This window comes from Xanthomonas arboricola pv. populi, assembly GCF_002939945.1.
Taxonomy (GTDB): domain Bacteria; phylum Pseudomonadota; class Gammaproteobacteria; order Xanthomonadales; family Xanthomonadaceae; genus Xanthomonas; species Xanthomonas arboricola_A.
Genome location: NZ_MDEB01000007.1, coordinates 19,842 through 45,293, shown reverse-complemented (window position 1 = coordinate 45,293; position 25,452 = coordinate 19,842). Strand labels below are relative to the sequence as shown.

The 25,452-nt window shown below is 64.9% G+C and carries 25 protein-coding genes; 11 read left to right on the top strand and 14 right to left on the bottom strand.

Annotation, left to right across the window (positions count from 1 at the left end; translation table 11 throughout):
* Positions 1-53: 53 nt before the first annotated feature.
* Positions 54-998 carry an electron transfer flavoprotein subunit alpha/FixB family protein gene (locus XaplCFBP3123_RS16855; RefSeq protein WP_104535080.1) on the bottom strand — a complete coding sequence of 315 codons (945 nt, stop codon included), beginning with the start codon at positions 996-998 and terminating at the stop codon, positions 54-56.
* Complete coding sequence (locus tag XaplCFBP3123_RS16850; RefSeq protein WP_104535079.1) at positions 998-1,744, bottom strand: electron transfer flavoprotein subunit beta/FixA family protein; 747 nt, start codon at positions 1,742-1,744, stop codon at positions 998-1,000. The genes XaplCFBP3123_RS16855 and XaplCFBP3123_RS16850 overlap by 1 nt, the downstream gene beginning before the upstream one ends.
* A 229-nt stretch (positions 1,745-1,973) precedes the next feature.
* Here XaplCFBP3123_RS16850 and rfbB point away from each other — a divergent pair, with 229 nt between their 5' ends.
* The 4 genes from rfbB to rfbD all read left to right on the top strand — a co-directional run bounded on the left by rfbB (position 1,974) and on the right by rfbD (position 5,438).
* On the top strand, positions 1,974-3,029 hold the full coding sequence (gene rfbB / locus XaplCFBP3123_RS16845) for a dTDP-glucose 4,6-dehydratase (protein ID WP_104535078.1): 1,056 nt from the start codon (positions 1,974-1,976) through the stop codon (positions 3,027-3,029).
* A gap of 62 nt (positions 3,030-3,091) precedes the next feature.
* Positions 3,092-3,979 carry a glucose-1-phosphate thymidylyltransferase RfbA gene (rfbA, locus tag XaplCFBP3123_RS16840; protein ID WP_104535077.1) on the top strand — a complete coding sequence of 296 codons (888 nt, stop codon included), beginning with the start codon at positions 3,092-3,094 and terminating at the stop codon, positions 3,977-3,979.
* Complete coding sequence (gene rfbC, locus XaplCFBP3123_RS16835) at positions 3,976-4,533, top strand: dTDP-4-dehydrorhamnose 3,5-epimerase (RefSeq protein ID WP_104535076.1); 558 nt, start codon at positions 3,976-3,978, stop codon at positions 4,531-4,533. The genes rfbA and rfbC overlap by 4 nt, the downstream gene beginning before the upstream one ends.
* Entirely contained in the window at positions 4,530-5,438 is a 909-nt protein-coding gene (rfbD, locus tag XaplCFBP3123_RS16830) for a dTDP-4-dehydrorhamnose reductase (RefSeq protein WP_104535075.1), read from the top strand. The genes rfbC and rfbD overlap by 4 nt, the downstream gene beginning before the upstream one ends.
* A 115-nt stretch (positions 5,439-5,553) precedes the next feature.
* Here rfbD and XaplCFBP3123_RS16825 read toward each other — a convergent pair whose 3' ends face one another.
* Together XaplCFBP3123_RS16825 and XaplCFBP3123_RS16820 are read right to left on the bottom strand one after the other, a co-directional pair.
* Positions 5,554-6,957, bottom strand: a complete 1,404-nt coding sequence (locus XaplCFBP3123_RS16825) for a mannose-1-phosphate guanylyltransferase/mannose-6-phosphate isomerase (protein WP_104535074.1) — start codon at positions 6,955-6,957, stop codon at positions 5,554-5,556.
* 45 nt (positions 6,958-7,002) lie between these two features.
* Positions 7,003-8,349, bottom strand: coding sequence for a phosphomannomutase (locus tag XaplCFBP3123_RS16820; RefSeq protein ID WP_104535073.1), 1,347 nt, complete (start codon positions 8,347-8,349; stop codon positions 7,003-7,005).
* A gap of 134 nt (positions 8,350-8,483) precedes the next feature.
* On the opposite strand from XaplCFBP3123_RS16820, the gene XaplCFBP3123_RS16815 reads away from it, so the two are divergent.
* A complete protein-coding gene (locus XaplCFBP3123_RS16815) occupies positions 8,484-9,215 on the top strand; it encodes a CoA transferase subunit A (protein ID WP_104535072.1) in 732 nt (243 codons plus the stop codon).
* Positions 9,215-9,853, top strand: coding sequence for a CoA transferase subunit B (locus XaplCFBP3123_RS16810; RefSeq protein WP_104535071.1), 639 nt, complete (start codon positions 9,215-9,217; stop codon positions 9,851-9,853). The genes XaplCFBP3123_RS16815 and XaplCFBP3123_RS16810 overlap by 1 nt, the downstream gene beginning before the upstream one ends.
* A 23-nt stretch (positions 9,854-9,876) precedes the next feature.
* Here the strand turns inward: XaplCFBP3123_RS16810 and XaplCFBP3123_RS16805 are convergent, their stop codons facing one another.
* Together XaplCFBP3123_RS16805 and XaplCFBP3123_RS16800 are read right to left on the bottom strand one after the other, a co-directional pair.
* Positions 9,877-12,678 (bottom strand): rhamnan synthesis F family protein, encoded by a 2,802-nt coding sequence (locus XaplCFBP3123_RS16805; protein WP_104535070.1) that lies wholly within the window; start codon positions 12,676-12,678, stop codon positions 9,877-9,879.
* 43 nt (positions 12,679-12,721) lie between these two features.
* The gene (locus tag XaplCFBP3123_RS16800; protein ID WP_104535069.1) at positions 12,722-14,371 is read right to left on the bottom strand and encodes an electron transfer flavoprotein-ubiquinone oxidoreductase; all 1,650 of its coding nucleotides are present in this window, start codon (positions 14,369-14,371) and stop codon (positions 12,722-12,724) included.
* A 127-nt stretch (positions 14,372-14,498) separates the two neighbouring features.
* Here XaplCFBP3123_RS16800 and XaplCFBP3123_RS16795 point away from each other — a divergent pair, with 127 nt between their 5' ends.
* Positions 14,499-15,098 (top strand): alpha-ketoglutarate-dependent dioxygenase AlkB family protein, encoded by a 600-nt coding sequence (locus XaplCFBP3123_RS16795; protein WP_104535068.1) that lies wholly within the window; start codon positions 14,499-14,501, stop codon positions 15,096-15,098.
* Here the strand turns inward: XaplCFBP3123_RS16795 and XaplCFBP3123_RS16790 are convergent.
* The 4 genes from XaplCFBP3123_RS16790 to XaplCFBP3123_RS16775 all read right to left on the bottom strand — a co-directional run bounded on the left by XaplCFBP3123_RS16790 (position 15,095) and on the right by XaplCFBP3123_RS16775 (position 18,840).
* A complete protein-coding gene (locus XaplCFBP3123_RS16790; RefSeq protein WP_104535067.1) occupies positions 15,095-15,757 on the bottom strand; it encodes an ABC-type transport auxiliary lipoprotein family protein in 663 nt (220 codons plus the stop codon). The two genes, XaplCFBP3123_RS16795 and XaplCFBP3123_RS16790, sit on opposite strands and share 4 nt — an antisense overlap.
* On the bottom strand, positions 15,754-16,680 hold the full coding sequence (locus XaplCFBP3123_RS16785) for an MlaD family protein (protein WP_016903957.1): 927 nt from the start codon (positions 16,678-16,680) through the stop codon (positions 15,754-15,756). Before XaplCFBP3123_RS16785 ends, XaplCFBP3123_RS16790 begins: the two co-directional genes overlap by 4 nt.
* 2 nt (positions 16,681-16,682) lie before the next feature.
* Positions 16,683-17,525, bottom strand: a complete 843-nt coding sequence (locus XaplCFBP3123_RS16780; RefSeq protein ID WP_104535066.1) for an ABC transporter ATP-binding protein — start codon at positions 17,523-17,525, stop codon at positions 16,683-16,685.
* An 85-nt stretch (positions 17,526-17,610) separates the two neighbouring features.
* Complete coding sequence (locus XaplCFBP3123_RS16775; RefSeq protein ID WP_429001637.1) at positions 17,611-18,840, bottom strand: MlaE family ABC transporter permease; 1,230 nt, start codon at positions 18,838-18,840, stop codon at positions 17,611-17,613.
* Positions 18,841-18,889: 49 nt separating this feature from the next.
* On the opposite strand from XaplCFBP3123_RS16775, the gene XaplCFBP3123_RS16770 reads away from it, so the two are divergent.
* Positions 18,890-20,149, top strand: coding sequence for a threonine/serine ThrE exporter family protein (locus XaplCFBP3123_RS16770; RefSeq protein ID WP_104535065.1), 1,260 nt, complete (start codon positions 18,890-18,892; stop codon positions 20,147-20,149).
* A gap of 59 nt (positions 20,150-20,208) precedes the next feature.
* On the opposite strand, the gene XaplCFBP3123_RS16765 is transcribed toward XaplCFBP3123_RS16770, so the two are convergent.
* From XaplCFBP3123_RS16765 to XaplCFBP3123_RS16755, 3 genes are all read right to left on the bottom strand, one after another.
* The gene (locus XaplCFBP3123_RS16765; protein ID WP_104535064.1) at positions 20,209-20,661 is read right to left on the bottom strand and encodes an H-NS family nucleoid-associated regulatory protein; all 453 of its coding nucleotides are present in this window, start codon (positions 20,659-20,661) and stop codon (positions 20,209-20,211) included.
* Between the two features lie 143 nt (positions 20,662-20,804).
* Positions 20,805-22,499 carry a proline--tRNA ligase gene (locus tag XaplCFBP3123_RS16760; RefSeq protein WP_104535063.1) on the bottom strand — a complete coding sequence of 565 codons (1,695 nt, stop codon included), beginning with the start codon at positions 22,497-22,499 and terminating at the stop codon, positions 20,805-20,807.
* 113 nt (positions 22,500-22,612) lie between these two features.
* Complete coding sequence (locus tag XaplCFBP3123_RS16755; protein WP_104535062.1) at positions 22,613-23,014, bottom strand: DUF4124 domain-containing protein; 402 nt, start codon at positions 23,012-23,014, stop codon at positions 22,613-22,615.
* Between the two features lie 131 nt (positions 23,015-23,145).
* Here XaplCFBP3123_RS16755 and pssA point away from each other — a divergent pair, with 131 nt between their 5' ends.
* The 3 genes from pssA to rimI are packed head-to-tail and all read left to right on the top strand — an operon-like array spanning position 23,146 to position 24,902.
* The gene (gene pssA, locus XaplCFBP3123_RS16750; RefSeq protein WP_016902892.1) at positions 23,146-23,919 is read left to right on the top strand and encodes a CDP-diacylglycerol--serine O-phosphatidyltransferase; all 774 of its coding nucleotides are present in this window, start codon (positions 23,146-23,148) and stop codon (positions 23,917-23,919) included.
* A gap of 42 nt (positions 23,920-23,961) precedes the next feature.
* Complete coding sequence (locus XaplCFBP3123_RS16745; protein ID WP_104535061.1) at positions 23,962-24,423, top strand: alanine acetyltransferase; 462 nt, start codon at positions 23,962-23,964, stop codon at positions 24,421-24,423.
* Positions 24,420-24,902 (top strand): ribosomal protein S18-alanine N-acetyltransferase, encoded by a 483-nt coding sequence (gene rimI / locus XaplCFBP3123_RS16740; protein WP_172453334.1) that lies wholly within the window; start codon positions 24,420-24,422, stop codon positions 24,900-24,902. The genes XaplCFBP3123_RS16745 and rimI overlap by 4 nt, the downstream gene beginning before the upstream one ends.
* 140 nt (positions 24,903-25,042) lie before the next feature.
* On the opposite strand, the gene XaplCFBP3123_RS21540 is transcribed toward rimI, so the two are convergent.
* Positions 25,043-25,183 (bottom strand): hypothetical protein, encoded by a 141-nt coding sequence (locus XaplCFBP3123_RS21540; RefSeq protein WP_172453333.1) that lies wholly within the window; start codon positions 25,181-25,183, stop codon positions 25,043-25,045.
* Positions 25,184-25,452: the final 269 nt, after the last annotated feature.

Sequence of the window (25,452 nt, the reverse complement as noted above, 5' to 3'; positions counted from 1 at the left end):
ACGGCGCAGTATACCGTCAGCCGTGGCGGCCATCGTAATCTTGAGAGTGGCCGTTAGCCCAACGCTTGTTCCAGCTCCGGCAACAGCGTGAACAAATCCCCCACCAACCCGATATCGGCAATCTCGAAGATCGGCGACTCCGGGTCCTTGTTGATCGCCACGATCGTGCCGGCGTCCTTGATGCCGGTCAGATGCTGGATCGCGCCGCTGATGCCGATCGCCACGTACAGCTCGGGGGCGATGATCTTGCCGGTCTGGCCGACCTGCAGCTCGTTGGGCACGTAGCCGGCGTCCACGGCGGCGCGCGAGGCACCCACGGCGGCGCCGAGTTTGTCGGCCAGGCTGTAGATGTGCTGGAAGTTCTCGGCCGAGCCGACGCCGCGGCCGCCGGAGACCACGCGCTTGGCGCTCTGCAGGTCCGGGCGGTCGGAGCTGCCTGCGGCCAGGCCGACGAAGCGGGTGTGGGTCGGCAGCGCGGCATCGACCGTGACTGCTTCGACCGTCGCGCTGCCGCCGGCTGCCGCTTCCGGCCAGGAGGCGCTGCGCACGGTGGCGACCACGACCTGGTCGGCCGGCGCTTTCACTGTGATGATCGCATTGCCGGCGTAGATCGGGCGCTTGAAGGTGTAGGCATCTTCGACCGCCATCAGGTCGGAGACCTGGTTGACGCCCAGCAGCGCGGCCACCACCGGCATCAGATCCTTGCCGAACGTGGTCGAGGGGCCGAACACGTGGGTGAAGCCCTGGCCGGCGAGCTGGGCGATCTGCGGCCCCAGCACCTGCGCGATGGCGTGTTCATTGGCGGCGTTTGCCACCGTCAGCACGCGAGCAACCCCCGCCAGCTGCGCGGCCTGGGTCGCAACTGCGGCCGGATCGGCCGCCAGCACCACGATGTCGATGGACTCGGCCGGCACCGCCAGCGCGGCGCTCAGGGTCTTGGCAGTGGCCGCATTGAGCTGGCCGTTGAGATGTTCGGCAACAATGAGAACCTTGGCCATTACAGCAACCCCTTCTGCTTGAGTGCGGCCACCAGTTCGGCGGCATCCTTGACCATCACGCCGCGGCTGCGCCTGGACGGCGGGGCATAGTGGGTAGTGGCCAGGCTGTCGTGTGCAGCGACGCCGAGATCGGCAAAGGCCAGGGTCTCCAGCGGCTTGCTCTTGGCCTTCATGATGTCCGGCAGCTTGATGAAGCGCGGCTCGTTCAGGCGCAGATCGGTGGTGATCACCGCCGGCAGGTCCACTTCCAGCGTTTCCAGGCCGGCATCGACTTCTCGGGTCACGGTGGCCTTGCCATCGGCGACCACCAGCTTGCCGGCGAAGGTCGCCTGCGGGCGACCCCACAGGGTGGCCAGCATCTGACCGGTCTGGTTGGCATCGTCGTCGATCGCCTGCTTGCCCAGGATGACCAGGTCCGGCTGTTCCTTCTCGACCAGCTTGAGCAGGGTGCGCGCGGCGGTCAGCGGCTGGATCGCCGCGTCGGTGACCACGTGGATGGCGCGGTTGGCGCCCATGGCCAGGCCGTTGCGCAGATGCGCCGCCGCATCTGCCGGCGCCAGGGTGGCGACCACCACTTCGGTGGCGATGCCGGCGTCGCGCAGGCGCAGCGCCTCTTCCAGGGCGATTTCGTCGAACGGGTTCGGTGAAAGCTTGACGCCGTCGGTGACCACACCGGAGCCATCTGGCTTGACCTGAATGCGGACGTTGTAGTCCACCACGCGCTTGTAGGCGACGAGGATTTTCATCGTGTACGAGATCCTTCAGCTGTTGCGGGAAGGCCCGGCCGCGGCGGCAGGCTCGGGAGTGCGGTCATTCTAACCGGGCGGGATGCACCATGCGATGGCGTATGGATGCTGCGGCGCAACACCTCTGAGCACGGTTTGGGCAATGCTTAGGCCCGGTATTGCTCCGACCGTATATCCTGTGTGGTTTGAAAACGCAGCGCGGTGCGCGCGCGACCAGGAGGGGTAGACAGTGGCGACTTGGCTAGTAACCGGCGGGGCGGGCTTTATCGGCGGAAATTTTGTCCTTGAGGCAGTCGCGCGCGGGATCCGCGTGATCAATCTGGACGCGCTCACCTATGCGGGGAACCTGAACACGCTGGCGTCGCTGGAAGGCAATGCCGACCATGTCTTCGTCCAGGGCGACATCGGCGACGGCGCGCTGGTGACCCGCCTGCTGCAGGAACATCAGCCGGACGCGGTGCTGAACTTCGCTGCCGAAAGCCATGTGGATCGCTCGATCGAAGGCCCAGGCGCGTTCGTCCAGACCAATGTCGTCGGCACCCTGGCCTTGCTCGAGGCCGTGCGCGATTACTATAAGGCGCTGCCGGACGCGCGTCGCGAGGCCTTTCGGTTCCTGCATGTGTCCACCGACGAGGTCTACGGCACGCTGGGCGAGACCGGCAAGTTCACCGAGACCACGCCGTATGCGCCCAATTCTCCGTACTCGGCGTCCAAGGCCGCCTCGGATCACTTGGTGCGCGCGTTCCACCACACCTACGGGCTGCCGGTGCTGACCACCAACTGCTCGAACAACTACGGCCCGTACCACTTCCCGGAAAAGCTCATTCCGCTGGTGATCGCCAAGGCGCTGGCCGGCGAGCCGTTGCCGGTGTACGGCGATGGCAAGCAGGTGCGCGACTGGTTGTTCGTCAGCGACCACTGCGAGGCGATCCGCACCGTGCTGGCCAAGGGCAAGGTCGGCGAGACCTACAACGTGGGCGGCAACTCCGAGCGCCAGAACATCGAGGTCGTGCAGGCGATCTGTGCGCTGCTGGATCAGCACCGCCCGCGTGAGGATGGCAAGCCGCGTGCGAGCCAGATCACCTATGTCACCGATCGCCCCGGACACGACCGTCGCTACGCGATCGATGCCTCCAAGTTGAAGAACGAGCTGGGTTGGGAGCCGGCGTATACCTTCGAGCAAGGCATCGCGCAGACGGTGGAGTGGTACCTGACCAACCAGGCCTGGGTGCAGGGCGTGCTGGATGGCAGCTATCGGCTGGAACGGATCGGCGCCGCGGCGTAACGCGAGCCATTAGCAAGAGCCCGCGCATGTATGCGTGTGCGGGCCTCAACAGGACATACCTGATGACACAACGTAAAGGCATCATTCTGGCTGGCGGCTCCGGCACGCGCCTGTACCCGATCACCAAGGGCGTCAGCAAGCAGCTGTTGCCGGTGTACGACAAGCCGATGATCTACTACCCGCTGAGCGTGCTGATGCTCGCGGGTATCCGCGACATCCTGATCATCAACACGCCGCACGAGCAGGCACTGTTCCAGTCGCTGCTGGGCGATGGCTCCCAGTGGGGCGTCAATATCCAGTACGCCGTGCAGCCCAGCCCCGACGGTCTGGCGCAGGCCTATCTGATCGGTCGCGAGTTCGTCGACGGCAAGCCGAGTTGCCTGGTGTTGGGCGACAATATCTTCCATGGGCATGGCCTGACCGATACCTTGCGCCGCGCCGATGCGCGTGAGCAGGGGGCAACCGTCTTCGGTTACTGGGTCAACGACCCGGAGCGCTACGGCGTTGCCGAATTCGATCAGCAAGGCAAGGTCATCGACATTGCCGAAAAGCCGGAAAAGCCCCATTCCAACTACGCGGTCACCGGCTTGTATTTCTATGACGGCAAGGCCAGCGACTACGCGGCTGCGTTGAAGCCCTCGCCGCGCGGCGAGCTGGAGATCACCGATCTCAATCGCTGCTATCTCGATGCCGGCGACCTGCACCTGGAGCCTCTGGGGCGCGGGTATGCATGGCTGGATACCGGCACGCATCAGTCATTGCACGAAGCGGCCAATTTCATCGAGACCATCCAGATGCGCCAGGGTCTGCAGGTGTGCTGCCCGGAAGAGATCGCATTTGGCCAGGGCTGGATCGATGCCGAGCAGCTGGAGCGGCTGGCGGCGCCGTTGTTGAAAAATGACTATGGCAAATATCTGACTGCATTAGCCAAGCGCGGGGTTGTCCATTGAAAGTGATCGAAACGACGTTGCCCGGCTGCGTTGTCATCGAGCCTGCGGTCTTCGGTGATGAGCGCGGTCAGTTCTTCGAAACATGGAATGCAGAGCGATTCGGGCAGCATGGCCTGCCGACGAGTTTCGTACAAAGTAACGTCTCCACGTCCGCCAGGGGCGTGCTGCGTGGTTTGCATTACCAGTGGCCTCGGCCACAGGGCAAGCTGGTGAGCGTGCTCGAGGGCGAGGTGTATGACGTTGCGGTGGATATCCGCGCTGGATCTCCTCACTTTGGGCGTTGGACCGCCGTTTTACTGAGTGCAGAAAATCGACGCCAAGTCTGGATACCTGAAGGCTTTGCACATGGCTTCGCAGTGCTCTCAGAGAAAGCACTGTTCAGCTATCTGTGCACCGACGTATACGTCAAGGAAGCGGATGCAGGCGTGCGTTGGGACGATGCGGCAATCGGGATCGATTGGCCGATCAGCGATCCATTGCTGTCTGCCAAGGATGCCAAAGCGCCGTTCCTGGATGAGGTACCAGTCGATCGACTGCCGGTGTACATGCCGTGACCACGGTGGTGTTTGGTGCGAACGGGCAGGTCGGGACGGAACTGCTGCGCGCACTGGCAGCCGATGGTGCAATACGGGCAACGACGCGCAGTGGCCAGTTGCCTGATGGAAGTACGTGCGAGACGGCGGATTTTGACGTGCCGGAAATGCTGACCGTCTTGTTGGACCGAATTGGCCCGTCGCGCGTGGTCAATGCTGCGGCCTACACGGCAGTAGATCGCGCAGAACAGGATCGAGATAGCGCCATGCGCGCCAATGCGACCGCGCCCGGCGTCATCGCGGCATGGTGTGCATCCAACAACGTGCCGTTGGTGCACTACTCGACCGACTACGTCTTCGACGGTCAGGGCACCGCGCCGTATCCGGAGGAGGCGAACACCTCGCCGCTGGGCGTGTATGGCGAGACCAAGCTTGCTGGCGAGGAGGCCATCCGTGCTTCCGGCGCGCGGCATCTGATCCTGCGCACGGCATGGGTGTACGCATCGCACGGCGCGAACTTCCTGCGCACCATGTTGCGCGTCGGTGCCGAGCGCGAGGAGCTGCGGGTGGTGGCCGATCAGGTCGGGACACCGACGCCCGCCGCCCTGATTGCCGATGTCACCGCGCAGTTGCTGCGCCAACGCACACCCGACACTTCGGGTACCTGGCACCTCACGGCTGCAGGTCAGACAAGCTGGCATGGCTTTGCCGAGGCGATCTTCCAGGAAGCTGTCAGCGCCGGTTTGCTGTCGCGCACGCCGCGCGTGGTGCCGATCACCACTGCCGACTATCCGACGCCCGCAAAGCGGCCCGCGTATTCGCGGCTGTCGATCGACAAACTGCAGCGCGATTTCGATATCGTGCTGCCGGACTGGCAGGTCGGCCTGCAGCGCGTGATTGCCGAAGTCGCCGCTGCCAGACAGTAAAGTCGCGACTCTGGTCGGTGGCGATATTTCCACCGACCGATGCGCGCCGCAAAAACAAACAGCCGGGAATCCCCGGCTGTTTGCTTATACGTTGCGCAGTCCCGCAGGCGACCGATCAGGTGCGCCCGTAGGTGTCTTCGAAACGCACGATATCGTCTTCGCCCAGATAGCTGCCGGACTGCACTTCGATCAGTTCCAGCGGCAATTTGCCTGGATTGCGCAGGCGATGGGTCACGCCAAGCGGAATATAGGTACTCTGGTTCTCGGTGAGCAGCAGCACCTCTTCGCCACGCGTGACTTCTGCGGTGCCACTGACGACGATCCAGTGTTCGGCGCGGTGGTGATGCATCTGCAGGCTGAGCACGGCACCGGGCTTGACGGTGATGCGCTTGACCTGGTGACGGTGACCCATGTCGATCGAATCGTAAGCACCCCACGGACGATAGACCTTGCGATGCCAAGTCGCCTCGGAGCGACCGTCGGCCTTGATCCGGCCGACCACATCCTTCACTTCCTGGATGCGATCGCGGTGGCCGACCAGAACAGCGTCTGGCGTCTCCACCACAACCACGTCCTCCAGACCGACCATGGCGATCAGGCGCGAGCCATACGCATAGGTGTTCTTGCAGTCCAGCTGGATCACATCGCCGTGGTGCGCATTGCCCTGGCCGTCCTGTTCGGAGACGTCCAGCAGCGACGACCACGAACCGACGTCGTTCCAGCCGGCATCCAGCGGCACCACCACTGCATCGGCGGTCTTTTCCATCACCGCATAGTCGATCGAATCCGATGGGCTGGAGGCGAACGCGTCCTTGTCCAGACGGGTGAAGTCGGCATCGCGCTTGCCGCCTTCCCACGCCTTCTGGCAGGCATCGGCAATGGCGGGCTGGAACTTGCGCAGTTCTTCCAGATAGCGCGAGGCACGGAACAGGAACATGCCGCTGTTCCAGTAATACTCGCCGCTGGCCAGATAGCCTTGCGCGGTGGCCAGGTCGGGCTTTTCGACGAAGCGCTCGACCGCAGTCGCGCCAGTACCGGCACCGGCCTTGATGTAGCCATAGCCGGTTTCAGGCGCGGTCGGCTTGATGCCGAAGGTGACCAGCTTGCCCTGTTCTGCGGCGGCGGCTGCGACGGTGACTGCCGCCTGAAAAGCAGCCTCGTCACGAATGACATGGTCCGAAGGAAGCACCAGCAGCAGCGGATCTCCACCGTTACGGGTGGCTTCCAGTGCAGCGACGGCAATTGCCGGGGCAGTGTTGCGGCCCTTGGGCTCGAGCAGGATGGCTGACGGCTTCACGCCCAGCTGCTGCAACTGCTCGGCGGCCATGAAGCGATGCTCTTCGTTGGCCACCACGATGGGGGCATGCGCCGCCACCGGGGCGGAACGTAGCCAGGTGGCCTGCAGCATGCTGTGCTCGCCGACCAGCGGCAGGAACTGCTTGGGATAGGATTCGCGCGACAACGGCCACAGGCGCGTGCCGGAACCGCCGGACAGGATAATCGGAAGGACATCGCTCATGAGCGGGGGAAACTCCAATGCGTCAAAGTGGGGGACGATGTTAAATCAGCCGCGCAGCAGGTTGGAAATTTCCTGCGTACGCGTTTCCAGCAGTGCCGCGTCGCCGCGCGTTTCCACGTTCAGACGCAGCAGCGGCTCGGTATTGGAGCTGCGCAGGTTGAAGCGCCATTGGCCGAAATCGGCACTGATGCCGTCGGTGTAGTCCAGTTCCGGCGACTGCTCGCCGTAGTGCTCCATCACGCGGGCAACCGCCGCCTTGGCGTGGTCCACCTTGAAGTTGATCTCGCCGCTGCAGGGGAATTTCTGCATGCGCGCTTCGACCAGATCCGCCAGCGAACGACCCGACTGCGACACCAGCTCGGCGATCAACAGCCACGGAATCATGCCGGAGTCGGCATAAGCGAACTCGCGGAAATAATGGTGCGCGCTCATCTCGCCGCCATAGACGGCATTTTCGCTGCGCATCTTTTCCTTGATGAAGGCATGGCCGCTCTTGCACAGCACCGGAATGCCGCCGGCGTCCTCGACCATCTCGACGGTGTTCCAGGTCAGGCGCGGGTCGTGCACGACCTTGCCGCCGGGCTGCTTGGCCAGGATCGCCTGCGCCAGCAGGCCGACCAGGTAATAGCCTTCGATGAAGCGGCCGGTGTGATCGAAGAAGAAGCAGCGATCGAAGTCGCCATCCCAGGCGATACCGAAATCGGCGCCGTGTTCCTTGACCGCCCTCGCGGTGGCGTCGCGGTTTTCCGGCAGCAGCGGGTTGGGGATGCCGTTGGGGAAGTTGCCATCGGGTTCGTGGAAGACGCGGACGAACTCGAACGGCAGCTGCGGTGCAAGCAGGTCGACGATCAGGCCGGCGCCGCCGTTGCCGGCGTTGACCACCAGCTTGAGCGGCTTGAGCGTGCTGCGGTCCACGTAGCTCAGCAGATGCTCCAGGTAGGCGGTCTTGTCGGTGCGGCTCTGCTCGCTTGCGGTAGGCTCGCCGGGTGCGGCGGTATCGGCAGCGACGGTGTCGCGAATCGCGAACAGGCCGGTGTCTGAGCTGATCGGCCGCGCTTGCTCGCGGACCAGCTTCATGCCGTTGTAGTCCATCGGGTTATGGCTGGCGGTGACCATCACGCCGCCGGCCGCCTTGAGGTAATCGGTCTGGAAATAGACCTCCTCGGTGCCGCACAGGCCGATGTCGATCACTTCGCGGCCGCTGGCGCGCAGGCCGGCCGAGAGCGCTTCCTGCAGGCCGGGACTGGCCAGGCGCACGTCGTGGCCCAAGACCACCGGCCCTTGCTCCAGCTGCGCCGCCAATGCCACGCCGATGCGGCGCGCCAAGTCCTCGTTGAGTTCATCCGGCACGCGGCCGCGAATGTCGTAGGCCTTGAAGGCGGGTAGCGTCATGGGCAATTCCTGGGGTGGGGGAATTCCGAGTTTAGCGGCTGCGCCGTGTCTTGGGTGTGGCGGCATTGCGACCGGGGACAGGGAACAGTCAGCGGCTAGAATGGCCGCTTCACATCAGCGAGGCGAGGGCGGTGATGAACAATGGTGGACGTGGTGCGGCAGGCGGCAAACGCTACGCCGATGCCGGGGCGGCGCTGGACGGGGTGCTGGCCGATGGCCAAACCCTGGCGGTCGGCGGCTTTGGGTTGTGCGGAATCCCGGAAGCGCTGATTGCGGCGGTGCGCGAGAGTGGGGTCGGTGGATTGACCGTGATCTCCAACAACGCAGGCGTCGATGGATTCGGGCTGGGTCAATTGTTGGCCACCCGGCAGATCCGCAAGATGATTTCGTCCTACGTGGGCGAGAACAAGGAATTCGAGCGGCAGTACCTGGCCGGCGAATTAGAGCTGGAATTCAACCCGCAGGGCACGCTGGCAGAGCGTCTGCGCGCGGGCGGGGCAGGAATCCCCGCGTTCTATACCGCAACCGGCTACGGCACGATCGTCGCCCAGGGCAAGGAAACCCGGCAATTCGACGGCAAGCAGTATGTGATGGAAACCGCGCTGCAGGCCGATGTCGCGCTGGTCAAGGCCTGGCGTGCGGATACGGCCGGCAATCTGGTGTTCCGCAAGACCGCGCGCAACTTCAACCCTGCCTGCGCCATGGCCGGGCGCGTCTGCGTTGCCGAGGTCGAGGAGATCGTGGAGGTGGGGGCGATCGACCCGGACCAGGTGCATCTGCCCGGCATCTATGTCGACCGGCTGGTGCTTAACGCCACGCCGGAAAAACGCATCGAACAACGCACCGTGCGCGAAGGACAGCAGTGATGGCCTGGACCAGAGACCAGATGGCGGCCCGTGCGGCGCGCGAATTGACCGATGGCGCCTACGTCAACCTGGGCATCGGCCTGCCGACGCTGGTGGCCAATCACATTCCCGATGGCGTGGACGTGTGGCTGCAATCGGAAAACGGCCTGCTCGGCATCGGCCCGTTTCCCACCGAGGACGAGGTGGATGCGGACCTGATCAATGCCGGCAAGCAGACAGTCACCGCACGTGCCGGCGCCAGTTATTTCGGCAGCCACGACTCGTTCGCGATGATCCGCGGCGGGCACGTCGATCTGGCGATTCTCGGTGCGATGCAGGTCACCGAGCGCGGCGATCTGGCCAACTGGATGGTGCCCGGCAAGATGGTCAAGGGCATGGGCGGCGCGATGGACCTGGTGGCCGGCGTCAAGCGCGTTGTCGTGCTGATGGAACACGTTGCCAAGGACGGCAGCCACAAGATCCTGCCCGAATGCGACCTGCCATTGACCGGCGTCGGCGTGGTCGATCGCATCATCACCGACCTGGCGGTCTTCGATGTCACCGATGGCGGGCTGGTGCTGGTGGAGGCGGCCGATGGCGTAGGGCTGGAGGAGTTGCGCCAGAAGACCGGTGTGACAATTCTGACGCCTCAACTGTGAGGCAAGGCCGGATGGCCGTCAGGTCATCCGGCCCGAACCACTCCGCGTCCGGTGAAGCGATCATCGAGTTGCAGATCCGCCAGCCACGGCGCCTGCCAGTGTCCGGAGCCGACGCACTGCAGCGGGATCTGGACCGAGGCTCGATCGAAGTCCAGCAGGTAGCTTTCGTCCTGCGCAACCTGACAGACGTCAGCAATGAACGCTAGCGCGCCCTCATGCACCTGCGCGATCGTCGCCCATTGCGCTGCCGAGAGCTCCGGACTGGCGTAGACCGCAGTCGGAACGTCGGCGGTGCCTGTGAAGTAGGAAAACTGCGGCGAAGGAGCGGTGAGAAGTGTTTCCAGAAGCAGATCGTGGCGCAGGATTGTCGATTGCTCCGGATCATCCTCGGTGCGGCCATCAAAATAGCGGGCGGCTGCCCAACTCTGGGCAGGGATCTTTGTGGCGCGCCCGTTCAACGCAAAATAAACGCCATCCAGCGGCTGCCCAGTCAATCTTGTGAGGTTGGCCTGGATGGTGCCGGAGTAACCTATGTCGGCCACCATGGCGGCACCGTCACCTGCAGTCGCTCTCCAGTAATGCAGGTAAGCCGTCCTTTCAGTTTCGGCAAGCGCCAGCAGTTCATTGGTCGCCGGGGCAATGAGTTCCAGCAGCTCGGCATGCATCTCCGGCAGGTAGACGTCGCGTTGCATGACCGAGCGCCCCAGGCGACGTTCCAGAATATGTGCTGCAACATCTCCCAGGCGCGCCTGTACCAGACCGCTCAGTGTCCCGGTGTAGGTGCTGTCCAGCAGCAGTGCAAGATCATCCGGTGCATGCAGTGAGGGTGTTCCGGTTGCCCGCCGTGATGCCAGCAGATACCTGCCATGCAGCTGCTGCAGTGAAGGGGAAGTTTGCCTTACCAGCTGAAAGCCCTGCTCCAGCAGGTGGCCTTCCCGGCTCAAAAACAAGATTGTTTCGATATTGCGTTGCTCTGCCGTGCGGATCAGCCAGGCGAGATAATCGAAGATCAGCGGGCCGATCACCACGTAGCCAAGACAGGCCGGTGACAGAATCGGCGAGGGCATCAACGTTTCCGGATGCCGGTCGGCAAGGTCGGCGAACCGATTGGCCAGCAGGCCAAGCCACAACTGGTCCTGCCACCGGGTGGCCGCACCCGAAGATGGTCTAAGCGGGCGCAAGGCAGGAACCACGTCCAGCAGCGCGGATGGGCGAAGTACATGCACCGGCGTCAACAGGCTGTGCATCTGTGGGCGCTGGATATCTGCGTGTTCGTTGTCGCCGACATGTAGCCACTGCGATGCATCGATTCTTTCGATGTCTGGCAGCTCCTTCCAGGCACTGTCGGCATCCTTGCGCCAGCCCGTCTCGCAGGACACATACCAGGCAGCCGGCAGTGCGCTGACTTCTGGTGGCAGGACCTGCTGCAGCAACGCGCTATCCAGATACATATCCGAAAGCGCAACCAGGCGGATGCCACGTTGTTTTAGGTGCGTCGCTGCTGCGATCACCCCCCGGCGTGGTCGCAGCAATCTGGCTTCCAGGGCCACTTCCAGTGCCTGAAGGGCGCCGATTGGCAGTCCCTTCGCATCGGGCAGGCCAGCCAGCGTTGCGTAGATGCTCGATAGATCGACATCGGCGCCATGTTGATGGCGCGCTTTTGACTCGGCAAGTTCGCGTAGTTCGAGAAAATTTCCGACCCCGAATTGGCCTGCTATGAGGTGGGCAAGATAGGCGCGGGCACCCGCCGGAAACAGGAACGGCCTCACTACCAAGGTATCGAAGATATCCAGCGACACAAATCGAGCCTGCAGAGAGGACAGTGTCAATCGCGTGGCGAGCGGCGTCTCGAACGATGCCTGCCAATTGCGTCCACCTTCGCCGCTGAGTGACAGCGTACCGTCTTGCGGCAATATGCCGATGCGATACTGTTGATGGCGCAAGACAGCAACGAATATGCGTTCCATCGCGTGGTGCAGGGTGCCGTCGATCTGGCCGTGCTCTTCGGGAAAGTCCTTGAGCTCTAGATTCAGTGCGTACAACGGCCGCAGTGCATCCACCTTCACCCAGAACATCGATCCTGCGGGAAAGTCGATGTACTCCGATGCGTCGATGTCGAATCCGAGTCGCTGGGCCAGCGTGCGGCAGACCTCAAGATTGCTCAGCCAGGTATGCGCCCACAGCGGCACTCGTTCGTAGCTCTCAGGGTAAAGCATGCCAAGGCGTGGCTCGGCCTGAAACATTCCCAGTTGCCAGGCGATGCGCTCCGCACTCCCCATCAGGGACGACAGCAGGTAGCGGCGCCACTCGCCTTGCTCGCTGCCTGTATACAGCGACTTTTTCGTGTGCAGATGGCCGACAACATCCAATGCCAGGACCTGCTCGCGGAACGTCACCACCAGCGGTGCGATGTCACGGCCGCGGTTGGGCACGACGCGTATGTCGAGCTTCCCGATCTGCGGCAGCTTTGAAAAGCGCTCGCGCGCCTGAGCTACGGCTGTTTCATCCATCACCGATACCAGCAGGTCATAGCCCACCGGCATGTGCTGGAGTGACTGCGCGAATTCGTCGATCAGGTCGGGATAGAAGACGTGCACCATCACGCCAACTTTTAACTGCAACTGCGACAACGGCACTGGCGTGCCGAACGACGCCTGGTCTGACAGGCGGGGAGCTGCCGGCTGCTTGCGTCCAGCCAATCGCACCCGCTCCAGAAAGCCGCGTAACCCGAGGGCACGGACCACCTTGTACGCACGCGTCGCGACCGCAGTTGCGCCGGAGAAACCGCCGCCATGCAGTTCTACCGAGCGACGCGCCGCAGCCATGAGTTTGGAAAGACTGCCGGTCACGCGGTACGCCACTGGTTGCTCACAGATTCTGGTAGTTCGGGCCCGAACCACCCTCCGGCGTGACCCAGGTGATGATTTCGTACGGGTCCTTGATGTCGCAGGTCTTGCAGTGCACGCAGTTGGCGGCGTTGATCTGCAGGCGCTTGCCGGAGGGGCTGCCGGTGTCTGCGACCATTTCGTAGACGTTGGCCGGGCAGAAGCGGGTGCAGGGGTTGTCGTACTCCTGCACGCAGCGGGTGGCGCAGACGTCGGTGTCGAGCACTTTCAAATGCACGGGCTGGTCTTCGTCGTGCTCGGTGGCGGCGAAGTAGACCGCCTGCAGGCGGTCGCGCGGGGCGAGCTCGCGCGTGCCGTAGTCGCGCGGTGGTTGCTCGTAGTCGCCGATCTTGTGCAATGCCGACCAGTCGGGCTTGTTCTTCAGCGTCCATGGCGAGGCGCCCTTGAGCGCGGTTTCCCAGGCGGCGTTGAGCAGGCCGAACCACAAACCCTTCTTGAAGCCGGGCTTGATGTTGCGCACCTGCTTCAGCTCGGCCATCGCATCGGACGCGCGCAACTTGGCATCGAAGCCTTGCGGCGCCAGCTGCGATTGCACCAGGTGTTCGGCGGCCAGCATGCCGCTGCGGATCGCCTGATGGGTGCCCTTGATCTTGGGCACGTTGAGCAGGCCGGCGGTATCGCCGATCAACAGGGCGCCGGGCATTTCCACCTTCGGCAGCGATTGCCAGCCGCCGGTGACGATGGCACGCGCGCCGGCCGAGAGGATGCTACCGCCTTCCAGCAACGGCTTGATCAGCGGGTGGTTCTTCCATTGCTGGAAGGCTTCCCACGGCTGGTACTTCGGGTCGCTGTAGTCCAGTCCGCTCACGTAACCGAGCGCGATCTGGTTGTTGTCCAGGTGATACAGGAAGCTGCCGCCGTAGGTGCGGTTGTCGGCCGGCCAGCCGAGCGTATGCACGATCTTGCCGGGGCTGACGCGCCCCTCCGGTACCTGCCACAGTTCCTTGATGCCGATCGAATAGCCCTGCGGGTCGGCGTCGGCGGTGAGGTCGAAGCGTTTGAGCAGGCGCTTGGTCAGATGCCCGCGCGCGCCTTCGGCCAGCACGGTGACTTTGGCACGGATATCGATGCCGGCGGTGTAACCGGGCTTGTGCGAACCGTCCTTGGCCACGCCCATGTCGCCGATGCGCACGCCGATGACCTGGTCGTCGGCGTCGTGCAGGGTTTCGGCGGCGGCAAAGCCCGGGTAGATCTCCACGCCCAGCGCTTCGGCCTGCGGCGCCAGCCAGGCGCACATCGCGCCCAGGCTGACGATGAAGTTGCCGTGGTTGCGCATGCCCGGCGGCACCACCGGGAACTTGCGCGCGCTGTCCTTGCCGAGAAACCAGAATTCGTCGTCGGTGGCGGCCACGCAGATCGGCGGCGGGTTGTCGCGCCAGCCCGGCAGCAAGGCATCCAGCGGGCCCGGCTCGATCACCGCGCCGGACAGGATATGCGCACCGATGGTGCTGGATTTTTCAATCACGCAGACGCTGATGGCCGGATCGAGCTGCTTGAGCCGGATCGCAAAGGCCAGCCCGGCCGGACCGGCGCCGACGGTGACGACGTCGTACTCCATCACGTCGCGCTCGACCGTCTCTGGCGCACTTGCGCCGACTCCTGCTTCCGACATTGCTCCGCTCCCGTTGGCTCGATGGCTGCTGCGCATTTTCCGGGATTCGATGTGACGGCGGCAAATCGGATCGATTCATCCGTACCGCCCAGCCTCCACTCAGCGGGAGCGTGCTAGCGTTTGATGCATGAAGATTCGGGTTGCGCTGCCGCAGGCGGAGATCACCTGGTGCCGCGGCTGGTTGCCCCGCGCGCAGGCCGATGCGCTGATGCAGGCACTGCTGACCCAGGTGCAGTGGGAAGTGCACCGCATCCGCATGTTCGGGCGAACGGTGGATTCGCCGCGTCTGAGCAGTTGGGTTGGCGATCCGGGCGCCAGCTATCGCTACTCGGGCACGCAGTTCGCGCCTCAGCCGTGGCTGGACGTCTTGCAGCCTTTACGCACGCGCTTGCAGGCCGAGACCGGGGCGCCGTTCAACAGCATGCTGGCTAACCGTTACCGCAGCGGCAACGATGCGATGGGCTGGCACAGCGACGACGAGCCGGAGTTGGGGCCGCAACCGTTGATCGCCTCGGTGAGCCTGGGCGCGACGCGGCGCTTTGCCTTCAAGCATCGCGACGATGCGGCGTTGAAGCAGGCGCTGGAATTGGGGCACGGCGATTTGCTGCTGATGGGAGGCGATACCCAGCGCCACTACAAGCATGCGTTACCGCGCACCGCAAAGCCCATTGGCGAGCGCATCAACCTGACGTTTCGCCGGATTGCGCCGCGTGGCCCCGAGCGCTAGTCCGGCTGTCGCGGTGACGGCGGGCCCGGCAAGCGCTGGCTATCCTGCTGGCCGGTGATCAAGGTCCACCCGACCAGTTCGGTGGTGACCTGCGTCATCGCCTGTTCGAAGGCCGCTGCCACTGCCGCCGTGTCGGTGCCGCTGGACGGGCGCGCGACCAGGAAGGTGCGCGAGGCCACCACGCGCTGATCGGCGGCGTGCAGCAGTTTGGCATTGAGTTCGATGGTGGCCGACGGCAGCGACTGGCCGGCGTAGTCGGACTCGAAGCGGCGCAGGTCGATCGCCAGCTTGTAGTCGGAGCGGATGCCGGTGCCGATGCGGGCGACCGCGGCGATCTTGCCGGAGTCCTCGAACGCGCGCACCACGCTGTCTTCCAGCATATCGGTGGCCGGCTGCGCCCAGCCTGCGCCGTGATAGACCTGCAACTCGCCCGGGGTCGGGCGCACGTTGATGCGGGGGCTGTCGATCACCCGCGCGGCGCTGGGCTTGGACACCGAGAGCTGCCAGGTCACCTGCGGCCAGGACGGGTTGGGCGCGATCCGGACATTGGGTGCGTAGATGGTGGCCGGCTTCTGGTCGCCGCCGGTCAGCAGCGAGCAGCCGCCCAGCGCCAGCAGGGAGACGCACAACACGGGACGCAACAGGCGCATGGCAGTCATTTCGGTTCGAACTCCTTGGGTGCGTCGCGGCCGAGCAGGTAGCGCGCAGGGTTGTTGTCCAGTTTGTCGCTGACCCGGCGCAGGTCGCGGATCAGGCCGCGCAATTCGGTCAGCGTGGGGCCGAGCTGGCCCAGCCCGTCATTGGCAAAGCTGTTGATGGCTGCGCGGTTCTCGCCAAGGATGTTGTCGGCGTTGCCGGCGGCCGAATCCAGCTTGACCAGGGTGGCATCGAGCTTCTCCAGGATGCCCGGCAGCTGTTGCACCAGGTTCTGGTCCAACCGCTTGATGGTGCCGTTGGTGGTGGTCAGGGTGGTGTCCAGATTGCGTGCGGCATCGCGCGCGCTGACGATCAGCGCCTGCATGCCTTCGTCGCGATCGGCGATGCCGCCGCTGATCTTTTCCAGGTTCTGCAAGGTGGCGGTGATGCTGGCAACGTTCTTGTCCGAGAGCATCTGGTCCATGCGCTCGACGATGCGGTTGGCGGTGTCGGTGATGTTCTGCAGTGCCGACGGCGTGGTCTGGATGATCGGCGCGTCGCTCTTGTCGATGGTGGTCAGCGACGGTGCCTCGGGCGTGCCGCCGGAGAGCTGGATGATCGACGGGCCGGTCAGGCTGGTGATGGCCAGCTTGGCGCGGGTATCGCTCTTGATCGGCGTGGTGGAGTTCACCCGCACGTGCGCGACGACCTGGCGCGGGTCGTTCGGCGCTAGCGTCAGCTCGGTGATCGAGCCGACCGCGATGCCGTTGTACTGCACCGGGCTGCCGACCGTCAGGCCAGTCACCGCCTCACGGAACACCACCCGGTATTGCTGCCAGGTACGGTCGGAGGAGTATTTTGCGGCCCATAGCCCGAACAGCAACAGGGCCAGGCCCGCCACGATGGTGAAGGCGCCGATCAGGACGTAATTGGCTTTGGTTTCCATGCTCAGGCGGTCTCGGTGGAGTCGGTCTTGGCCGCGCGCGCGGCGCGCGCGCGCGGACCGTGGAAGTATTCCTGGATCCAGGGGTGATCGATCTGCTCGACTTCGGCCAGCGGCGCGTTGGCGATCACCTTGTGATCGGCCAGCACTGCGATGCGGTCGCAGATGGCGTACAGCGTATCCAGGTCATGGGTAATCAGGAACACGGTCAGGCCCAGCGCCTGCTGCAGGGTGCGGATCAAACGGTCGAAGGCGGCCGCGCCGATCGGGTCCAGCCCGGCGGTGGGCTCGTCCAGAAACAGCAGCGGCGGATCCAGCGCAAGCGCCCGCGCCAGGCCGGCGCGCTTGCGCATGCCGCCGGACAGCTGCGAGGGCAGTTTGTCCAGCGCATCGGCCGGCAGGCCGGCCAGCTTGATCTTCAGCAGCGCAAGCTCGAAATACCAGCGCTCGGGAAACTCGCCGTGATGTTCCTTCAGCGGGACCTGCACGTTTTCGCCGACGGTCATCGACGAGAACAGCGCGCCGTCCTGAAACAGCACACCGGTATTGCGGGTGATGTGCTGGCGGTCGGCGAAACGGCCCGAGCGCGCATCCGCACCCAGCACCTGGATGCTGCCGGCGTCCGGCTCGCGCAGCCCCAGGATGCTGCGCATCAGCACCGACTTGCCGGTACCCGAGCCGCCGACCACGCCCAGGATCTCGCCGCGGCGCACGTCCAGATCCAGTTCCTCGTGCACGACCTGGCTGCCGAAGCGATTGGTCAGCCCACGCACCGAGATCGCCAGCTGGTCGTCGGCGGCGTCGGTCTCTGTGCCGGGATTGGGGATTGGGGATTCGGGATTGGTCAAGGCACAGCTCTCCCGAATGCCAGCGCGCCAGCTGCGCTTGTGCTTTGCACGAATCCCCAATCCCGAATGTCGAATCCCGGCTTCATCACCACCCCATCTTCATGAACCACAGCGCGGCGATCGCGTCGAGGATGATGACCAAGGAAATCGTCTGCACCACCGAGGAGGTGGTGCGCTCGCCAACCGATTGCGCGGTGCCGCTGACCTTCAGGCCTTCCAGGCAGCCGATCAGGCCGATCACCAGCGCGAACAGCGGCGCCTTCGACAGCCCGACCAGAAAATGCCGCAACTGGATGGTGTCGTGCATGCGCGCCAGATACATCTGCGGCGGAATATCCAGATCGAATGCGCCCACGGTGACGCCACCGGCCAGGCCGGCGATCATCGCGATGAAGGTCAGCAGCGGCAGGGTGAAGATCAGCGCGAGCAGGCGCGGAATCACCAACAGGTCGATCGGGTCCAGGCCCAGGGTGCGGATCGCGTCCACTTCCTCGCGCGATTTCATCGCACCGATCTGCGCGGTGAAGGCGCTGGCGGTGCGCCCGGCCAGCACGATCGCGGTCAGCAGCACCGCGAACTCACGCAGGAAGGCGATGGACACCAGCTCCACCACGTAGATCTCCGCGCCGAAGTCGCGCAGGATGGTCGAGCCCAGGAACGCGATCACCGCGCCGACCAGATACGACAGCAGCACCACCAGCGGCACCGCATCCAGGCCGACCTGCTCCATGTGGTGCACGGTGGAGGTCAGGCGGAAGCGGCGCGGCTCGTGGATCAGCCGCGCGATCTTGACCAGGTTCTCGCCCAGAAAGCTGTTCAGCTCCAGAATGCCCTGGCCGACGCCATGGGTGGTGCGGCCCAGACGGTCCAATGCGGCAACAAAGCCGTAGTCACGTTTGGGCTTGGGGCGTTCGTCGTTGAGTTCCTCGATGGTGCACACCAGGGCCTGGTGCTCGTCGCGGAAATCGATCGCGTCTTCCTTCAGGCCCATGCGGCTGGCGAAGCGCAGCAACTGCAGCACGCCGGCCGAATCCAGTTGCCCGATGCCGCGTGCGTCGATGCGCCGGACCCCCTCGGGCACGGCCTGCAGCAGTTCGGCCTGGGGCAATGCGGTCGCCAGGACCCAACTGCCAGCAAGGCGGACCTGTGCGTGATCCTGCGAGTCTTGTTCGATGCGTGGAGGTTGCGCTTTGATCATGGGTGGCCTGTCCGTGGCGCCAGCATACCGCGCCCGGCGTGAGCGAATGATGGGGACGCTTCGCACCTGCGGTCCCGGCACAGACAATCGGCGCGCCGGCCAGGTGCGCTGCGGCATACACTGGCGGCCTCGCCAGACGGCGTTTCTCCGATCCGACCCGCCACGCATGTCCGCTGCCACCGTCGTCCAACCGTCCGCCAGCGCCACCTATGCCCAGCGCGTCGCCTTTGTTTCGGAAATCGCCGGACGCCTGCATTCCTACGGCACCACTGCGCAGCGTCTGGAGGCCGCCGTGGTCGGACTGTCGCAGAAGCTGGGCCTGGACTGCGAGCCCTGGTCCAATCCCACCGGCATCATTTTGAGCTTCAGCGACCCGACCAAGGCCATCGGCTCCAGCGACATCACCCGGGTGATCCGGCTGGCCCCGGGCGAGAACGACCTTTACAAGCTCAGCGTGGCCGATTACGTGGCCGACAGCGTGGCCAACGGGCGCATGAGCATCGCGCAGGGCCACACCGCGCTGCGGCGGCTGGACCGCGAGGTCGATCGGCGCGGCAAGACCATGCAGGTGCTGGCATTCGGGCTGGCCGCCGCCGGCGTGGCAGGGCTGTGGAAACTGCCCTGGTTGGACATCGCCACCGCTGGCGCGATCGGGATGTCGATCGGCCTGCTGACCCAATACACCGACAAGCGGCCGGCGACCAAGGAAGCCGGCGAGGCGCTGGCCGGTCTGCTGGCCGGGGTGGTGGCCGCGGTGGTGGCTTCGCTGGTCGGGCCGCTGAACCTCAATACGGTGATCATCGCCTCGCTGGTGGTGCTGCTGCCCGGCATGTCGTTGACCAATGCCTTCAACGAGCTGGCCAGCCAGCATTGGGTCTCGGGCACGGCGCGGCTTGCCGGTGCGGTGACCACGGTGCTCAAGCTCACCGTCGGTGCGGTGATCGCGGTGACGCTGACCCAGGTGCTCGGCCTGCACCCGCAGGTGGCCGCATTGCGCCCGCAGGCCGGCTGGGTGGAAGCAGCCTCGCTGCTGGTGGCCGCTTATGCGTTTGCGGTGTTGTTCAAGGCCAATCGACGCGATTATTTATGGATCATGGCAGCGGCCATGTCCGGGTATGTCATCGCGCGTTATGCCGGACATGCCTGGGGTGGTCCGGCCGGTGTCTTTGCATCGGCCATGGCCTTGACCGCCGCCGGTAATCTGTTCGGGCGGGTGGTGCAAAAACCCGGTGCATTGATCCGTTTGCCCGGCATCATCATGCTGGTTCCGGGCAGTGTCAGCCTGCGTGGCTTTCTGACCCTGGTACAGCAACAGGATGTCAGCGTCGGGCAGGCCGCACTATTGGCGGTTACCAATATCGTGATGGCCTTGATGGCAGGATTGCTGTTCGGCAATCTGTTGATTCCGGCCCGCAAGAATTTATGACCGGTAGAAAACGCGCAATAAAAAACGCCGGCACTGCCGGCGTTTTTTATTGGTATGAATCAAGCGGCCTTGGACTTCTTGGTCGCGCGCTTGGTGGCGGCTTTGCGTGGCGCTGCCTTCTTGGCCGGGGTCTTCTTGGCGCCGACCTTGCTGATCAGAAAGTCTTCGACTTTCTTGCCGGCGGCGGTGAGTTCGGCCAGCCAGCGCGGCTGCTTGCCGCGGCCGGTCCAGGCTTCCTGAGGATTGGCGGGGTTGCGATACTTCGGCGGAACCTTGCCCAGCTTGCGGCCGGCGCGCGGACCCGGCTTGGCAGCGGCAGCAGGACGACCCGGGCCGGCGCTGGCGCCAAACAATTCTTCGATGGAATAACCCTGGGCTTTTGCCGCGCGGGTCAGCTGCGTGCGAACCTTGGCAATCGGGGCGCGCTTGGCAACCACGGTCTGCTGCTTCTTCGCATTTTTGATCAGTGCACCCAACTGCTTGGCCGACAGGCCGCTAAGATCGATCGACATCACTACTCCGGAAGATGAGAGAAAAAGAATGCCGGTCCGTGGCAGCGCTGGCCATCATAATGTCAGAAAACCCGGGTGACAAATGCGCCGAAATAATTCGGCGCCTTGTGTTCATCCAATCGAAGTGGTTTCGGGTGATTTGATCAACGACCCAGGCGGGAGAATAACCCGGCCTTATCCAGGTTTTCTGCTGCCTCTGCATTGCGGGCGCGATATTCAAATGTACCGGCGGCCAATCCGCGTTCGGAGACCACCACCCGATGCGGAATGCCCAATAGTTCCATATCGGCGAACATCGCGCCCGGGCGCAGCCCGCGATCGTCCAGCGCCGCTTCGATCCCTGCGGCGATCAATTCGTCCAGCAATGCCTGAGCGGCGGCAACCACCTGCGCATCCTGCTTGGGATTGATGATGCAGACCACCACCTGCCACGGTGCCATCGGTGCGGGCCAGACGATGCCGGCATCGTCATGGTTCTGCTCGATCGCCGCGGCCACGATGCGCGAAATGCCGATGCCGTAGCAGCCCATCTTCATCACTGCCGGCTTGCCGTTCTCGTCGATCACGGTGGCCTGCAACGCCTGCGCGTACTGGCTGCCGAGCTGGAACACATGGCCCACTTCGATGCCGCGGGCCAGCCGCAGCTCGCCGCCATCGGCCGCGCGTTCGCCGTCGATGACGTTGCGCACATCGGCAACGGTTTCCGGTTCGGGCAGGTCGCGGCCCCAGTTGACGCCCGCCAGGTGGGCGCCGGGCACATTGGCGCCGACCACGAAATCGGCCATCGCCGCGACATCGCGATCTGCCACCACGCGCACCGGGCGGGCGGTATTGACCGGACCCAGGAAGCCCGGCTCGCAGCCGAGGTGGTCGCGGATTTCGGTGTCGTTGGCCAGGCGGTAGCCGGCCAGGCCGGCGACCTTGCCGAGCTTGATCTCGTTGACGGCGTGATCGCCGCGCACCAGCACCAGCACGAAGCCGGCGTCGGCCATCACCGCCACCGACTTGACCGTGCGCTGCAGCGCGATGCCCAGCAACCGGGCGACGTCTTCGCAGGTCTTCTGGGTGGGCGTTGCGACCTGGCGCATCGCCTCGCCAGCCTCGGCGCGCGGCGCGGGCAGGGCGGCGCTGGCGGTTTCCACGTTGGCGGCGTAATCGGAGCCGGTGGAGAACGCCAGCGAGTCCTCGCCGGAGGCGGCGATGACGTGGAATTCCTGCGAGGCGTCGCCGCCGATGGCGCCCGAGTCGGCCTGTACGGCGCGGAATTCCAGCCCCAGCCGGGTGAAGATGCGGGTGTAGGCCGCACGCATGTTGTCGTACTCGCGCGCCATGTCCGCATCGGTGAGATGGAAGGAATAGGCGTCCTTCATCAGGAACTCGCGTGCACGCATCACGCCGAAGCGCGGGCGGATCTCATCGCGGAACTTGGTCTGGATCTGGTAGAAGTTCAGCGGCAGCTGCTTGTAGCTGTTGATCTCCTGGCGTGCGAATTCGGCCGCGGCCTCTTCGGCGGTCGGGCTGTAGCAGAACTCCTGCTCCTTGCGATCCTTGATCTTGAGCAACTGCCCGCCGAACTTCTCCCAACGGCCGGTGGCGTCCCACAGCTCGCGTGGCTGGATGGTGGGGAACAGCACTTCCACCGCCCCGGCGCGGTTCATCTCCTCGCGCACGATGGCCTCGACCTTGCGCAGCACGCGCAGACCCAGTGGCGACCAGGTGTACAGCCCGGAGGCCAGCTTGCGGATCATGCCCGCGCGCAGCATCAGACGGTGGCTGACCAGTTCGGCGTCGGCCGGGGTTTCCTTGGTGGTGTGCAGGTGGAACTGGGAAAGACGCATCGGGCTTCGCTTGGGCGGAAAGCCCATAGTTTGCCAGTCTCGCGCCCTGCCGGTCAGGGCGCCGGCCGATCGGCCGGATGCATGGACCGGCACCTGGCCGGTCCCGAGCCGGCTCAGGTGGCCGGATTGCCGCTCGCGGCCGGCTTGCAATAGGCCTTGGCGGCCGCCTCGGCGAGATTGCGCTGCGCTGCGCGGGCGTCCGGGTCCAGCGGGGTGCCGGGCTTGCCGTCGGCGCCGGCACCCATGGTGACCTCGCCCTTGCCGCTGAGCAGTTCCAGGTTGCGGCGTGCGGTCAGGCAGTCGGCCGATTCGGGCGTGGCGGTTTCCGGAGCGGCGATGGCGGCGGTGCCGCTGCGCGCATCGATCCGGCGCGCTTCGTAGCGCTGGCCGGTCGGTGGCGGGGTTTCGGTGTAGTGGGTGACGCCCTTGGCGTCCTTCCATTTATACAGATCGGTCGCGCCGGCGGCGGCGCTGACCAGCATCAACAGGGCGCAAAGCCCGGACGACAGATGCATGTGGCTTCCCCTGGATGATTCCCGCGGCGATTGCAGCATCCGCGGCCCGCGCTGGCAAGTGACGCCGCGGGCGCGCATGCACGACGCAGACGCGCTACCGCCGGACGGACCTCAGGCCCTACACTTGCCGGATGGATGAGATGAGACCGCCCCCGCGCTCGCGCACGATCTACCTGCTGCCGAACCTGTTCACCACCGCCGGGCTGTTTTCCGGTTTCTACGCCATCATCGCCGCCGCCAATGGGCAATTCGTCCAGGCCGCCATGGCGGTGTTCGTGGCCGCGGTGATGGACGGGCTGGACGGCCGGGTCGCGCGCCTGACCAATACCAGCAGCGAATTCGGCGTGCAGTACGACTCGCTGGCCGATCTGGTCAGCTTTGGCATGGCCCCGGCGCTGGTGATGTATCACTGGTCGCTGTCGGCATTGAAGTACGACAGCAACGTGATGGGCCGGGTCGGTTGGTCGGCCGCCTTTCTGTATGCGGCCTGCGCCGCGCTGCGGCTGGCGCGTTTCAATACGCAGGTGGGCGTGGTCGACAAGCGCTGGTTCATCGGCCTGGCCAGCCCGGCGGCCGCCGGCCTGATGATGTCCTTCGTCTGGGCGTTTGCCGACGACAGCCTGGGCTTCGATGGCGAGCAGCTGCGTTATCTGGCGCTGGCGGTCACCGTGGTAGCGGCCTTGCTAATGGTGAGCCGGATCCGGTTCTGGAGTTTCAAGGGCGGCGCGCGTGGTCCGCGTGCCGACCGTGTGCCGTTCCTGGCGCTGGCGATCGCCACGGTGGTGATCGCGTTGCTGGTGATCGACCTGGCCCGTTCGCTGCTGGTGATCGGCGTGCTGTATGCGCTGTCCGGCCCGGTGATGTGGTTGTGGCGGCGCTGGCGGCGCACGCCCGAGCTGCCATGAGCCGGCCAGCTGCCATGCGCACACTGCCATGAGCCAGATGCCATGAGTCAATTGGCTTCCGAGCCGATGTGGTCCGATTTGCAGGTGTCGTATCTGCAGGCGTTGGGGCATACCGTCTATCTGGACCGCGACACCGTGGACGCGGCGGCTGCGCCTGACGAGACGATCGAGCGCGCGCCGGCGGCTGCACCGCCACGCGTCGAGCGCACGCCACCAATGCCGGCGCCTGCGGCACCGCATGCGGCCCGTCGCAGCGCACCGGTCGACGCGCCGCATGCGGTCGCGCCTGCGCCATCGACAACGCCGCAGCGGCGCAGCCGGGTCGGCATGCCCGACCGCCTGCAGATGGCGTTGCTGCGTGCATCCGGCTGCAACCCGGGCGATCCGAATACGCAAGCCTTGATGGCATCCTGGCCGCTGGCCGAGCTGCGCGGCAACCCGGCGGCCAAGCGCGCGCTGTGGCCGCAACTGCGCGCCCTGCGGCGGCGTCAGGATCCGGCATGAGCGCCCTGAACGCGCCGCTGCCCACGTCGCTGCGCGCCATGCGCGAGAGCGATCTGGATGTGGTGATGGAGATCGAACATCGCGCCTATCCGTTCCCGTGGACGCGCAGCATCTTTCGCGACTGCCTGCAGGCCGGCTATCCGGGCTGGGTGATGGAGCAGGGCGGGCAGGTCATTGGCTACGGGGTGATCAGCATCGCCGCCGACGAGGCGCACGTGCTCAATGTCTGCATCGCACCGGAGGCGCAATCTCAAGGGCATGGCCGCGTGCTGTTGCGCGCGCTGATCAAGGGTGCCTGCGATCGCGGCGCGCGACGCGCGTTTCTGGAAGTACGCCCGTCCAATCCATCGGCGATTGCGCTGTATCACTCCGAAGGCTTCAATGAGATCGGGCGGCGCCCACGCTACTACCCCTCCAATACCGGCCGCGAAGATGCGTTGGTGATGGCGATCGAGTTGTTCTTCGAAGGGTTCTCCTGACCCGCATTGGCCGAGGCGGATGGGAGCGTTCTCTCGCATCCGGCTGGATCTGCACCCACTTACCTGATACGCGCTGCGCAGTTGCATCGGTGATGCATGCGCCACGACCCGCAGACACCCGCCCGGCTCTTGCGTAGCGGTCAGACGACTGCACCGGTGCTTTTCTGTTTCGCGGCAAATGCGGATTTGTCGTAACGCAATACGATCAGAACATCAGGCAACGCACCTGCTGTGACCGCGAGCTCTTGCGCATCGCTGCAATCGATCGCAACGGGGTGCATGTTTTTCCCCTCGCATCGCCGGGAGTTGGCGATTGCGTGTCGCCATCCGGCAGGTCGCGCCTGCATGCGAGATGGTGATGATTCCGCGACATCCCATAGTGTGGTTTACGGCGGCATCCATCGACCACGTCCACGCGTGCGAGGCGCAGCGCAATAGCGATGCATCGCATCGCAACCGCTGTGCGCGTCAGAAAAACATGGATGCATGTGATCGTGGTGGCACACCGTGCTGGAGCTATGTCCGTCTGCGTTGCGATGCAGGTCATGCT